The sequence below is a fragment of the Blastococcus deserti genome (genome assembly GCF_042682525.1).
GTDB lineage: Bacteria > Actinomycetota > Actinomycetes > Mycobacteriales > Geodermatophilaceae > Blastococcus_B > Blastococcus_B deserti.
In genome coordinates this window covers 383,431-395,388 of sequence record NZ_JBHUHP010000010.1, presented here as the reverse complement: position 1 = coordinate 395,388, position 11,958 = coordinate 383,431, and the positions used below count along the sequence as shown (strand labels likewise).

Annotated in this window: 13 protein-coding genes; 7 read left to right on the top strand and 6 right to left on the bottom strand. The window is 74.7% G+C overall.

What is annotated here, in order from left to right; translation table 11 throughout:
• Window position 1: 1 nt before the first annotated feature.
• Window positions 2-514 carry a tripartite tricarboxylate transporter TctB family protein gene (locus tag ACFSHS_RS12680; protein ID WP_376876284.1) on the bottom strand — a complete coding sequence of 171 codons (513 nt, stop codon included), beginning with the start codon at window positions 512-514 and terminating at the stop codon, window positions 2-4.
• 89 nt (window positions 515-603) lie between these two features.
• Between ACFSHS_RS12680 and ACFSHS_RS12675 the strand changes: the two genes are divergently transcribed.
• On the top strand, window positions 604-1,554 hold the full coding sequence (locus ACFSHS_RS12675) for a LysR family transcriptional regulator (RefSeq protein WP_376876281.1): 951 nt from the start codon (window positions 604-606) through the stop codon (window positions 1,552-1,554).
• A 26-nt stretch (window positions 1,555-1,580) separates the two neighbouring features.
• Here the strand turns inward: ACFSHS_RS12675 and ACFSHS_RS12670 are convergent, their stop codons facing one another.
• The 3 genes from ACFSHS_RS12670 to ACFSHS_RS12660 form a co-directional block, all read right to left on the bottom strand.
• A complete protein-coding gene (locus ACFSHS_RS12670) occupies window positions 1,581-2,570 on the bottom strand; it encodes a tripartite tricarboxylate transporter substrate binding protein (protein WP_376876278.1) in 990 nt (329 codons plus the stop codon).
• Window positions 2,571-2,859: 289 nt separating this feature from the next.
• Window positions 2,860-3,507: a hypothetical protein gene (locus tag ACFSHS_RS12665; RefSeq protein ID WP_376876275.1), complete on the bottom strand. Its 648-nt coding sequence runs from the start codon at window positions 3,505-3,507 to the stop codon at window positions 2,860-2,862.
• A 175-nt stretch (window positions 3,508-3,682) separates the two neighbouring features.
• On the bottom strand, window positions 3,683-4,315 hold the full coding sequence (locus tag ACFSHS_RS12660; protein WP_376876272.1) for a LysE family translocator: 633 nt from the start codon (window positions 4,313-4,315) through the stop codon (window positions 3,683-3,685).
• 109 nt (window positions 4,316-4,424) lie between these two features.
• On the opposite strand from ACFSHS_RS12660, the gene malQ reads away from it, so the two are divergent.
• The 5 genes from malQ to ACFSHS_RS12635 all read left to right on the top strand — a co-directional run bounded on the left by malQ (window position 4,425) and on the right by ACFSHS_RS12635 (window position 8,353).
• On the top strand, window positions 4,425-6,257 hold the full coding sequence (gene malQ, locus ACFSHS_RS12655; protein WP_376876269.1) for a 4-alpha-glucanotransferase: 1,833 nt from the start codon (window positions 4,425-4,427) through the stop codon (window positions 6,255-6,257).
• 167 nt (window positions 6,258-6,424) lie between these two features.
• On the top strand, window positions 6,425-6,778 hold the full coding sequence (locus ACFSHS_RS12650) for a hypothetical protein (RefSeq protein WP_376876266.1): 354 nt from the start codon (window positions 6,425-6,427) through the stop codon (window positions 6,776-6,778).
• A 49-nt stretch (window positions 6,779-6,827) separates the two neighbouring features.
• Window positions 6,828-7,052, top strand: a complete 225-nt coding sequence (locus ACFSHS_RS12645; protein WP_376876263.1) for a hypothetical protein — start codon at window positions 6,828-6,830, stop codon at window positions 7,050-7,052.
• A gap of 60 nt (window positions 7,053-7,112) precedes the next feature.
• Window positions 7,113-7,544, top strand: coding sequence for a hypothetical protein (locus tag ACFSHS_RS12640; protein WP_376876260.1), 432 nt, complete (start codon window positions 7,113-7,115; stop codon window positions 7,542-7,544).
• The gene (locus ACFSHS_RS12635; RefSeq protein WP_376876257.1) at window positions 7,532-8,353 is read left to right on the top strand and encodes a DUF998 domain-containing protein; all 822 of its coding nucleotides are present in this window, start codon (window positions 7,532-7,534) and stop codon (window positions 8,351-8,353) included. Before ACFSHS_RS12640 ends, ACFSHS_RS12635 begins: the two co-directional genes overlap by 13 nt.
• Window positions 8,354-8,360: 7 nt before the next feature.
• On the opposite strand, the gene ACFSHS_RS12630 is transcribed toward ACFSHS_RS12635, so the two are convergent.
• Window positions 8,361-9,305, bottom strand: a complete 945-nt coding sequence (locus ACFSHS_RS12630) for a DMT family transporter (RefSeq protein WP_376876254.1) — start codon at window positions 9,303-9,305, stop codon at window positions 8,361-8,363.
• A gap of 106 nt (window positions 9,306-9,411) precedes the next feature.
• Window positions 9,412-10,158, bottom strand: coding sequence for an SDR family oxidoreductase (locus ACFSHS_RS12625; RefSeq protein WP_376876251.1), 747 nt, complete (start codon window positions 10,156-10,158; stop codon window positions 9,412-9,414).
• Between the two features lie 126 nt (window positions 10,159-10,284).
• Here ACFSHS_RS12625 and ACFSHS_RS12620 point away from each other — a divergent pair, with 126 nt between their 5' ends.
• On the top strand, window positions 10,285-11,883 hold the full coding sequence (locus ACFSHS_RS12620; protein WP_376876248.1) for a helix-turn-helix domain-containing protein: 1,599 nt from the start codon (window positions 10,285-10,287) through the stop codon (window positions 11,881-11,883).
• The last annotated feature ends 75 nt before the right edge of the window (window positions 11,884-11,958 follow it).

Sequence of the window (11,958 nt, the reverse complement as noted above, 5' to 3'; positions counted from 1 at the left end):
CTCAGCCCCCCAGCAGCTGGTCGACGGGGCCCGCGGGGAACGGCACGCCGAGTGCGACGACGAAGATCAGGTGCAGGACGACCGCTCCGCCCACACCGAGGACCACCGCCATCCGCCAGGTCTCGCCCCCGAAGTAGCGCAGCCAGCCCGTCAGCAGGAGGACCGTGGGGACGACGAAGCCGAGCGTCTGGAACAGCACGACGAACAGGGCCAGACCGGCGAGCCCGGCGATGATGCGTACCGTGCCGGCCGTCCACGGCTCGTAGTCCTCTGCCGGGTCGACGACCAGCAGGACAGCGGCCGTCGCGGTCAGCAGCCCGGCGACGATGAACGGCCAGAGCCCCGGCCCCGGCGCGGTCAGCTCCCCCAGGTCCATGTCGCGGGCCTGGACCAGAGCCGCGATGCCCAGGACCAGGAGCACGACGGGGGCGATCCGGCGCAGGAGCAGCCCCCGGAGTGGCGTGTCCGACCGGCTCCGTTCGGGAGCGGTCCCGGCGGATGACGACGGTGTCATGGACCACCTCGGGCGTCAGATGTGGCCTGGAACGCTATGCGGGCGATGATGAGCAGGTCCAATACGGAACCACCGCATGATCCATCGCCGTGGTGCACGAGTCGGCGGGCGGCTCGGACGGGGGGCCGGTGGAGCTCCGTCACCTGCGCGTCTTCCTGGCCCTGGCCGAGGAGCTGCACTTCGGCCGCGCAGCGACCCGCCTGCACATCGCTCAACCCGCGCCGAGCCAGCAGATCAAGCAGCTGGAACAGGACGTCGGCGCGGTCCTCCTGGAACGCCCCACCCGGCAGGTGCGGCTCACGGGCACGGGTGCGGCCTTCGTCGGCCACGCCCGCCGCGTCCTCGCCGAGATCGAACACGCGCGCGAGTCGGTCCTGCTCACCGAGTGCGGCGAACGGGGCGAGATCCGCGTCGGTGCCACGGGTGCGATCACCTGGCGGCTCCTGCCGCGGGCGGCCCGCACCTATCGGGAGCGGTACCCCCCGGTCCGCATGGAGCTGCACCCCGCCGTCTTCAGCGGCGCACACATCGGCGCCCTCCACGACGGTCGGATCGACGTCGGCTTCCTCCGCGCCCCGGTGCCGTCCGGCCCCCTGTCCAGCCGGGTCATCGTGAACGAATCCCTCGTCGCCGTGCTCCCGGAGGGCCACCCGCTGGCGCACCAGCGGGAGGTGCCGCTCGCCGACCTCTCGAGCGAGAGCTTCGTCAGCTACCCCTCGATGCAGGGCTCGGCTCTGCGCGACGCGGCGGTGCACGCCTGCTGCTCGGCGGGCTTTACCCCGCGGGTGATGCAGGAGGCGCCGGACACCCACACGGTCGTGGCGCTGGTCGGCGCGGCCGTGGGCGTGGCCCTGCTGCCCGCCTCGGCGGAGAGCCTGCAGTTCGAAGGGGTCGTCTTCGCACCCATCGCCGGTGACGTGGACGTCCGGGTGCCGATCGCCCTGGCCTGGCGCCGGCACGACCGTTCGCCGGTTCGGGCCCGCTTCCTCGACACCGCCGAGGAAGCGCTGCCCGGTCCGCCCGCGGAGCCGACGGCCTGAGCCGTCGCCGTCCGCCGGACGCCCGCTCACTCCTGCAGCAGCGGGCCGTACACCTCGACGATGTCGTCGATGCGGTTCTGGAACGCCTCAGCACCGATGAACTCGTCGGGGACGTACTGCTCGCCGAGGTCTTCGACGACCTCCGGCTGCTCCAGGCACGAGCGAACCGCGTCCTCCAGCGTCGCCACGACGTCGTCCGGGGTCCCTGCCGGAGCCGCGAGGCCGAAGACGGACACGCTGTAGGTCAGCTCCGGAAAGCCGAGCTCGGCCAGGGTGGGCACGTCCTCGAGATAGTCGACGCGGTCCTCAGGGCTCACCGCCAGTGGCACGAAACTCCCGGCTTCGATGTTCTCGAGGACGTCCTGCGAGGCGTTGATGAAGACCGCGTCGACGTTGCCGCCCAGCAGTGCGGTGGTCATCTCGGCGTTGCCGGTGAACGGCACGAGCGTGAGCTCGATCCCGTACTCCTCCGCCATGCGCTGCAGCTCCATGGCCTGGGACGTGGTCGCGCCCGGCACGCCGACGTTCACCTGGCCGGGGTTCTCCTCGGCGAACCGGAACAGCGCCTCGGCGTCGGCGAAGCGGGATCCCTGCCCCACCGCGAGGACCGAGGGGATCTCCGTGACCGCGGCGATCGGGAGATAGTCGTCGTTCGTGTAGCCGACGTCGTCCTGCAACGGGTTGGTGGCGGACGCCGGAACGGCGATGAGCGACAGGCTGTGGCCGTCGTTGCCGCCGGCGATCATGGCCTGCATCCCGAGGGCACCTGAGCCGCCCTCGCGGTTCTCCACGACCACCGTCTGCCCGAAGTCCTCCTCCAGGCAGGTCCCCACGGTCCGTGCCGCCAGATCGGTCGGACCCCCCGGGGCGTAGGGCACGTAGAGCATGATCTCCTCGGTCGGGTAGTCCGCCGCACCACCTTCGCCGGAGCCCTCCTCCTCGGTCTCGGCGCAGCCGGCGAGGACCACGACGGACGCCGCCACCAGTGCAGGCATTCGGTATCGGTTGGCTCGCATGGCACCTCCTGGTGCGGCTGTCGCCCGACCCGGGCAGGTCCGGGGCTCCGCTCCTCCGCGCCCCTCCAGCACTGCACGATCCGCGGAGGGTCCGCCGTATCCGCCGACCGAGGCGATCACCCGTTCGTCCCGGACCTTGGTGTGCTCCAGATCACCATAGGTGGGCGGTCGTCGGAGTGTTCCCCGGTCACGATTCGGCAACCCTTTCCGGCTTCCCTCCGCCGGTCCACGATGCGGCAGCACGGCTCGTGCAGCCAACGTCCCGGCCACGCCTGGACCCTTTCCGGGATCAGCCGAGCAGGTCAGCGACCCGGCCCGGGTCGCTGGCGACGTCGAGGTGCGCGCCGGTGCCTGTGCCCGTCACCGGCCAGCCCCGGCTTCGGGCCTCCTCGGCCGCACCGTCGTACGCGAGCGAGAGCTGGACGTACCGGGCGCCGCCCTCCGGCCAGGCCGTGGGCACGGGAACGGGCACGTCGTAGAAGTCGGCCGGCAGCTCGTGACCCTCGGCCCGGACCGCCGCGCGCAGCCGGGCATCCGGGATCAGCTCGTCGAGCGCGTCCGGCCCCCACCACGTGGTCCAGTCCGCGATGCGCCCGCCCCGGATCAGCGGGGTCACCAGCGACCGGATCTCCTCGTCCGGCGCGGTGACGCCCGACCGCGCGGGCATCAGCGCGTCCACCCAGACCACCCGGCGGGCCGCGCCGGCCACGGCGACCGCGGGAAGCGTGACGCCGGCCCCGGAGAACCCGAGGACCACGTCGGCCGGGCCCGTGGCCGCCGCAGCGGTCCAGCGCTCCGGCCAGCCCGGCGCCGTGGCCACCGCCGCCCGCAGGTCCGGCACCTGGACCGAGTGTCCGCGTCGACGCAGCTCCGCGGCCAGCGGCTGCAGGATCGCCGGTCCCAGCAGCGGCGGGTGGACGAGCAGCCAGCGAGCCATGCCGCCAGTGTGCAGGCCGCCGTCCGGACGGCGGGGCGGTCTCCGCGCACCGGCGCCCGTGGACGACGACCTGCGCGCCCTGCGCGAGCCCTGCCCGCGAGCCCTCACCGGACACGGCCTCCAGCGCGCCGACGAGCTGCTGGCGAGCGGGTCGCGCCCACGGTGAGCCGCCGCGTCAGCGCCCGGCGACGGCCAGCCGGACGCCGAACCCGACGAGCGTGGCGCCGGTGAGCCCGTCGATCGCCCGCACGGTGGCCGGCCGGCGCAGCCACCGGCCCAGTGCCCCGGCGACGAACGTGAGCACGAGGAACCAGACCGTCGACAGCGCACCGTGCACGGCGGCGAGCAGCAGCCCGACCAGCAGCGGATCGCTGCCCGCCGGGACGAACTGCGGCAGGAGCGCCACGTAGAAGGCCCCGACCTTGGGGTTGAGCAGGTTGGTGAACAGGCCCGCCCGCGCCGCCCGCCAGCCCGCGCCCGGCACCGCGGGGGCGGGGTCCCCAGGCGCCGGCCGGCGGCGCAGCGCCGCGACGACGAGCCGGACGCCGTAGGCCATCAGGTACACCGCCCCGGCGTACCGCAGGACGTCGAACGCGAATCGCGAGGCGGTGAGCAGGGCCGACACACCGACCGCCGCGGCTGCGCCCCACACCAGCAGCCCGGCCACGATGCCCGCCGCCGTGGCCAGCGCCTCGCGCCGGCCCCGGGTGAGCACCGCCCGCAGCACCAGCGCCGTGTCCAGCCCCGGGGTGAGCGTCAGCACGGCCGCCACCACCGCGAACGTCGCGACGGCGGATCCCAGGGTCATCCCGCCATCCTGCCGGATCGCCCGGCGCCGGGGCCGCCGACCGTGGTGGCGCACCGGCGCGACGCCGCCCCGTCCTGCGCGCGGGCCGCGACCCGGCGAGGATCGCGAGGTGACACCGACACCGACCACCGACGAGTGGGGCATCGACGCGAGCTGGCTCGACGCCCTGGACCAGGAACACGAGGTGGCTCCCGCCACCATCGAGCGGTTGCGCGAGGTGATCGGGCGACCGCCGGCCGACCTGGAGGACCGGGCGCCCATCGTCGCCCGCCCGGGGGACGCGCTTGAGGTCGACGAGGCCGACGTGGTCTGCGAGGACGGCTCGGTGCGCCCCATCGACGGCGAGCTGCCTCCCGACTTCCCGCTGGGCTACCACTGGCTGCACACGCCGGAGGGCCGCCGGCGCCGGCTGATCGTCTCGCCTGGCCGCTGCTGGCTGCCCGACGAGCGCGCGTGGGGCTGGGCGGTCCAGCTCTACGCGGCCCGCAGCCGGGACAGCTGGGGCATCGGCGAGCTGGCCGACCTGCGGTCGATCCGCCGCATGGCCGCCGAGCAGGGTGCCGGGTTCCTGCTCATCAACCCGCTGCACGCGGTCGCACCCACCCCCGGCCAGGAGGCGAGCCCCTACCTGCCGGCCACCCGGCGGTTCCGCAACCCGCTCTACCTGCGGGTCTCCGAGGTGCCCGGCGCCGACGCCGTCGATCTGGAGGAGGACGCCGGCCGGGCCCTCTCGGAGGGCCCCCTGATCGACCGCGACGCCATCTGGGCGCGCAAGCGGGAGGTCCTCATGCGGATCTTCTTCGCCCACGGTGGCGGCGAGGCGTTCGCCCGCTGGCGGGAGGAGCAGGGGCCGACGCTGCAGGACTGGGCGACGTGGGCGGCGATCGTCGAGGAGCACGGCGGCGACTGGCACACCTGGCCGGAGGAGCTGCGCCGGCCCGAGAGCCCCGAGCTCGCCACCTACGTGGAGCAGCACGGCGCCGTCGTCGCCTTCCACGCGTGGCTGCAGTGGGCGCTGGACCTGCAGCTCACCGCCGCCACCGGCGACATGACCGTGATCCAGGACCTGCCGATCGGCTTCGCCGGCGGCGGCGCCGACGCCTGGGCCTGGCAGGACGCCCTGGCCGAGGGCGTGAGCGTGGGCGCGCCCCCGGACGCGTTCAACAGCCAGGGCCAGGACTGGGGCTCCCCGCCGCTGATCCCCTGGCGGCTGCGCGACGCCGACTACGAGCCCTTCATCCAGTCGATCCGGGCGACGATGGCGGGCGCGGGGGGCCTGCGGATCGACCACGTGATGGGGCTGTTCCGGCTGTGGTGGGTCCCGTCGGAGGGTTCGGCGGCCGACGGCGCGTACGTGCGGTACCCGTCGGAGGACCTGCTCGACATCGTCGCCCTGGAGAGCCACCGGGCCCGGGCCCTCGTCGTCGGAGAGGACCTCGGCACCGTCGAGGAGGGCGTCCGCGACGCCATGGCCGAGCACGGGATCCTCTCCTACCGCCTGCTGTGGTTCGAGGACGACGACCCCGCGCAGTGGCCCGCCGAGGCCATGGCCGCCGTCACCACGCACGACCTCCCGACCGTCGCGGGACTGTGGACCGGGAAGGACGTCGAGGAGCAGCGGGAGCACGGCACCGGCAGCGACGAGGAGCTCGAGCGCGGGCGGACGTCCCTGCTCGAGCACCTGCCCGGCCTGGAGGAAGGGGCGTCGGTCGAGGAGGCCGTGGTGCGCGCCCACGAGCTGCTGGCCCGGGCGCCGTCCACGCTGCTCTCGGCGACGCTGGACGACGCCGTCGGCGAGGTGCGCCGCCCGAACATGCCGGGCACCACCGACCGCCCCAACTGGTCGCTGCCCCTGCCGGTCCCGGTGGAGGACCTGGCCGCGCACCCGCTCCTGCAGAAGGTCGCCGGTGCCCTCGCCGCGGGCGTCGGGCGACCGGCCTAGCGCTGAACGCGGCCGGCGCGGGCACCTCCGGGGGGGTGCCCGCGCCGGTGGCGGTGCCCGGCGGGATCAGTACCCGACGCCGATACCGGGCGTGACGCGCCGGACCCGCGACACGAGGACACGCCGGGACTCGAACAGACGTTCGAGCTGCATGCGACACTGCTCGGGTGGCAGGCGGCATGACCTCCGGGCGCTCCGGGCGTTCCCTCGGCGAGCGGGCGGCGAACTCCGGCGTGCGGCCGCCGGTCTCCGGCGCTCCGTCCCGGGAGGTCGCGCCGGCCGGCGACCGGCGTCCCGACCGCGTCCCGGGCGGGCAGGCGGCGGCCGGTGACGGGGGCGAGGGCCGGCACTGCTGGGTCCGCGACCCGCCGGACGCCCCGGGCATCTGGCCTGGGCTCCTCATCGAGTGGCGGCAGCGCGATGGGAGCTGGCAGGGCCGGGTGGCCTACACGGTCACCGGCCCGCACGGGCCGGCGCTGGTCGAGGCGTGGCTGCCGGCCGCCCGGCTGGAACCGCGATGACGTGGCGGGGTTAGTCCCCGGCGGTGGCGGCTATGGCCGGGGAGAGCTGATGGACGACCAGGACGGAGCACCGATGACCGGCCCGCACGACCGCCCCACCCTCGACGACGTCATGGACACCGAGGAGAACCCCACCCGGGACCGCACGCAGCACGCGAAGGATCCCCACCCCGACGACGAGGTGCTCCAGCACCGCACCGAGCAGGAACGCCAGGCCGTCGGCTCCGACGACGCCGATCCCGCCGGCGCCGACTTCCACTCCGCGACCGACTGAAAGAGGACCCTCCTGCCCCCCACCACTCGCAAGCTCGCGGCGGGGCCCTGCAGAAGGGCCATGGGCGAGGGCGACGTCGCCTGCTGGGTGCTCAAGAGCAGCCGCCCCCCGGAGGACATCGACCCCGGCTGGGCCGCTCCGGACGTCCGGCACCTCAGCCGCTGCGTGCGCCGGACCTACCGGTTGCACCTGATCGAGGCCGGGCAGCCGTGCCTGCTCTGGGTCAGCGGCCGGGAGCGGCCGGGGGTCCACGCGCTGGGCGTGGTCACCGGCGCCGTGGACGACGGGCCGGACGGGCCCGCGGTCCCCGTACGGCTCGCCCGCCTGAGCGACCCCGTCCCCCGTGCCGAGCTGCTGGCCGATCCCCGGATGCGGGACGCCGAGGTGCTGCGGATGCCCGCCGGCAGCAACCCGTCGTGGCTGTCGGCCGGGCAGTTCGCCGCCGTGCTCGACCGGCTGGGAGACGCGGCCCTGGGAGCATGGGGCCCGTGAACCCGAACCGGCTGCGCTGGGGCGCGATCGCCTGGCTGCTCACCCTCCAGTTCTTCGTGGTCGAGACGATCGCCGAGCTCCGGTTCGAGGCGCCGTACTCCCGCGCCGGCGACGTCATCAGCGCGCTCGGCGCCTCCGAGTCCCCCGCGCGTCAGCTGATGAACGCCTCCTTCGTCGTCCAGGCGGCCCTCATCCTCGGCGGGGCGCTGCTGCTGCGGCCGGCGCTGCTGCGCGGTGCCGCGCAGGTCGCCCCGGTCCTGCTGGGCGCCTCGGCTCTCGGGGTCCTGCTGGTCGGCGTCTTCCCCACCGACGGCAATGCGTCCGTGCACGCGCTGGGCGCCGTCCTCTACCTGGTGGGCGGCGGCCTGGGGCTGATCGCCCTGGCCTACGCGGTGCGCCCGCGCTCGGAGGCCGTCGGGACGACGCTGGCGCTGCTCGGGCTCGTCGGGACGGCGGCGACGGTGTTCTTCCTGACCGGCGTCACCGCCTATCTGGGCGAGGGTGGTACGGAGCGGGTGGCGGCCTATCCCCTGCCGATCGGCCTGGCTCTCGCCGGTGTCCTGCTGTGGCGGCTGGGCCCGGCTGTTCCGGGAGCTGCGGGCGAGGCGGGCTCCGCCGACCGCCCGTCACGCCGGGAGGAGCGCGAACGCGCCCGTGCGGAGCGGGCCGCGCGGGCCCGGGCCCGGGACACGGCGCTGGAGCGCAGCGTCGCGGGCGACCGGCCGGGGACTGCGGTCCCGGAGGCCGACGACACCGACACCGACACCGACGACCTCTGGGCCGGGCCGGGCCGACGCGGCGACCGCTGACCCCGACTCACACCGCGCGGCCGGCCCGCTGCCCTTCCGGGAGCGGCGGCCGGGACCGGTCGCGCCGCCGGGACAGCGCGACGCCGGCCAGGCAGATGGCCCCGCCGACGACCGCCAGCGCCGGCGGCACCTCGCCGAGCAGCAGCCAGCCGAGCACGATGACCAGCGGCGGGACCAGGTAGGTGGTCACGCCCAGCCGTCCGGCGTCCATGCGGCGGAGGGCATAGGCCCAGGTGCTGAACGCCAGCGCGGTGGGCACCGCGCCGAGGTACACCATGCCGAGGACCGAGCCGGCCGGCGCCGCCGCCAGGTCGTCGACCAGCGCGCCGGCCCAGGGCAGGCAGCAGACCGCGCCCGTGGCGCAGGCCATGAACGTGACCTGCAGCCCGGGCAGCCGCCACAGCAACGGCTTCTGGGCCACCACCCCGCCCGCGTACGTGACCGCCGCGACCACGCACAGCACGACGCCGACCAGGTCGGTCCGCGCACCGCCCGTCGCCACGCCGATGAGGACGACCCCCGCGAAGGCGATCGCGATGCCGGCGAGGAGCCACCGCGGGAACCCCTCGCCGAGCAGGAGCCCGGCCAGGACGGCGATCAGGATCGGGCCGATGTTGACCAGCATGGCGGTGGTGCCGGCGTCGAGGTGCTGCTCGGCCGCGTTCAGGGCGACGTTGTAGACGCCGAACCAGCCGATCCCGCAGACGGCGAGCAGCCCCCACTCCCGCCCGCGCGGCCGCACCCAGCCGCGGCCGGCCGCGAGGAGCCCGAGCACCAGCGTGCCCACCAGCAGGCGGCCCAGGGCCAGGGCGCCCGGGGACAGGTCCTCCCCCACCGCACGGATCACCACGAAGGCCGACGCCCACGCGAGCACGGTGACGACGACCGCCAGGACCGTCCGGCCGTCGGGTGGCGCAGCGGCCCGGACGGGGACCGCGGTCTGGATGCTCACGGTCGGGACAGTAGGCGGCGGGTCTGACGCCTTCCGGCGGATATCGGACCCGGCACGCCGACGGACCGTCGCGCTGCGGGATCTGGCAGGAGCGGCGCGGTCGCGCTCAGGCGTGCAGGTGCTCGGCGTAGGTCCGCCGTCCCCGCTCGCCGCCGGACGGCAGTGCCGCGCCGTCCCGGAACGCGGCGCCCAGCTTTCCCGGCAGGGGCGTGGCCACGACGTGGGCACCTGGGGCGCGGACGGCCGCCCACGCCCGCGCCAGGTCCGCGGCCGACAGCTCCTCCGGGCCGGCGAACTCGACGACGCCGCCCGCCGGCGGGCGGCCGACCACGTCGGCGACGTGGGCCGCGACCTCCCCGACGTCGACCGGCTGCACGCGCCAGCCCATCGGCACCGGCAGCACCGGCCCGCGGCGGGCGCTCTCCAGCAGGAAGTCGACGAAGTCGTGGAACTGGGTCACCCGCAGCAGCGTCACCGGCAGGCCCGAGGCGAGCAGCACCTGCTCGGCCGCGAACTTCGCCCGGTAGTAGCCGTACGGGATCCGGTCCACCCCGACGATCGACACGTAGACCAGGTGACGCAGCCGATCGCGGTCGACGGCCTCCACCAGGCGCCGGGTGCCCGCGACGTCCACCTGCCACGGGTCGCCCCGCGGATCGCTGGCCGCGTGGACGACGGCCTCCGCCCCGGCCAGCGCCATGGCGAGGTCCCGGCCGGTGGCCAGGTCGCCCCGCACCCCGCCCGGGCCGGTGCCCCGGCGGGACATCTGCCGCACCGCGTGCCCAGCTGCCTGGAGGGGTTCCACGAGCCGCTGGCCGAGCCGTCCGGTCCCGCCGGTGACGAGTACGTCCACGGCCGCAGTCTGTCGCGAACGCCCCCGTGCGCACACCCCCCCAGGCACCGGCGACGGCTTCACCGGATCGTGGCCCTCTGCGGGTTGGACACGGGGCCTATCTCACATGCGAGATAATCTGTGGCCGTGACGCTCATCGACGCACCGACCGACCCCGCGGGTTCCCCGGCGCCCGGATCCGACGTCGGCTCCCCGGCGCAGGAGTCCAGCGTCATGCACCGGATCGGCATCCTGGTCCGCGACGCCCGCCGCCACCGTGGGCTCACCCAGCAGCAGCTGGCCGAGCGGCTGGGCACCAGCCAGAGCGCGATCGCCCGCATCGAGCAGGGCAACCAGAACCTGACCCTCGAGCTCCTGGGGCGCCTGTCCGTCGCGCTGGAGAGCGAGCTGATCAGTCTCGGGCCGACCGGGCCCACGCACCTGCGCGTCACCGGCGGGCACCCGCTCCGCGGCAGCGTCGCGGTCAAGTCGTCGAAGAACGCGGCCGTCGCCCTGCTCTGCGGGGCGCTGCTCAACCGCGGCCGGACGACCCTGCGCAACGTCGCCCGCATCGTCGAGGTGGAACGCATCCTCGACGTGCTGCGCTCGATCGGCGTCTCGGCGACCTGGGACGAGACCGGCCACGACCTCACCCTCGTCGTCCCCGACGACCTCGACCTGGCCGCGATCGACGCCGACGCGGCCCGGCGCACCCGCAGCATCATCATGTTCCTCGGGCCGCTGCTGCACCGCGCCCAGACGTTCGAGCTGCCCTATGCCGGCGGTTGCGACCTCGGCACCCGCACCGTCCAGCCGCACATGATCGCGCTGCGCCCCTTCGGCCTCGAGGTGGAGGCGCGGGCCGGCGAGTACCACGCCACCGTCCGGCGCACCGGCGCTCCCCGACGCGCCATCGTCCTGACCGAGCGCGGCGACACCGTGACCGAGAACGCCCTGCTCGCCGCCGCCCGCACCGACGGCACGACCGTCATCCGCAACGCCAGCTCCAACTACATGGTCCAGGACCTGTGCCTGTACCTGCAGCTGCTCGGGGTCGGAATCGAGGGCCTCGGGACGACGACGCTGGTCGTCCACGGCAAGCCGGTCCTCGACGCCGACGTCGACTACACGATCAGCGAGGACCCGGTGGAGGCGATGAGCCTGCTCACCGCCGGCATCGTCACCGGCTCCGAGCTGACGGTGCGCCGGGCGCCGATCGACTTCCTGGAGATCGAGCTCGCCGTCCTCGCCGAGATGGGGTTGCGCTACGAGCTGTCCCCCGAGTACCTCGCGGACAACGGGCACACCCGGCTGGCCGACATCACCCTCGCGCCGTCGGAGTTGCACGCGCCCATCGACAAGATCCACCCGATGCCGTTCCCCGGCCTCAACATCGACAACCTGCCGTTCTTCGCGGTCATCGCCGCGCAGGCCACCGGGTCCACGCTGATCCACGACTGGGTCTACGACAACCGGGCCATCCACCTGTCCGACCTCACCCGGCTCGGTGCCGACGTGCGGCTCATGGACCCGCACCGGGTGCTGGTCAACGGCCCGACCCGGTGGTCGAGCGCCGAGGTGGTGTGCCCGCCGGCACTGCGGCCCGCCGTCTGCATCCTCCTGGCGATGCTGGCCGCCAAGGGGACGTCGGTGCTGCGCAACGTCGACATCATCGCCCGCGGCTACGAGCACCTCTACGAGCGCCTGGTGGAGATGGGTGCCCACATCGAGGTCTTCCACGACTAAGAGGACCCCTCTGCCCCCCACCGCTCGCAGGCTCGCGGCGGGACCCTGCAGAGGGGCCTGGGAGGGGGTCCTTCC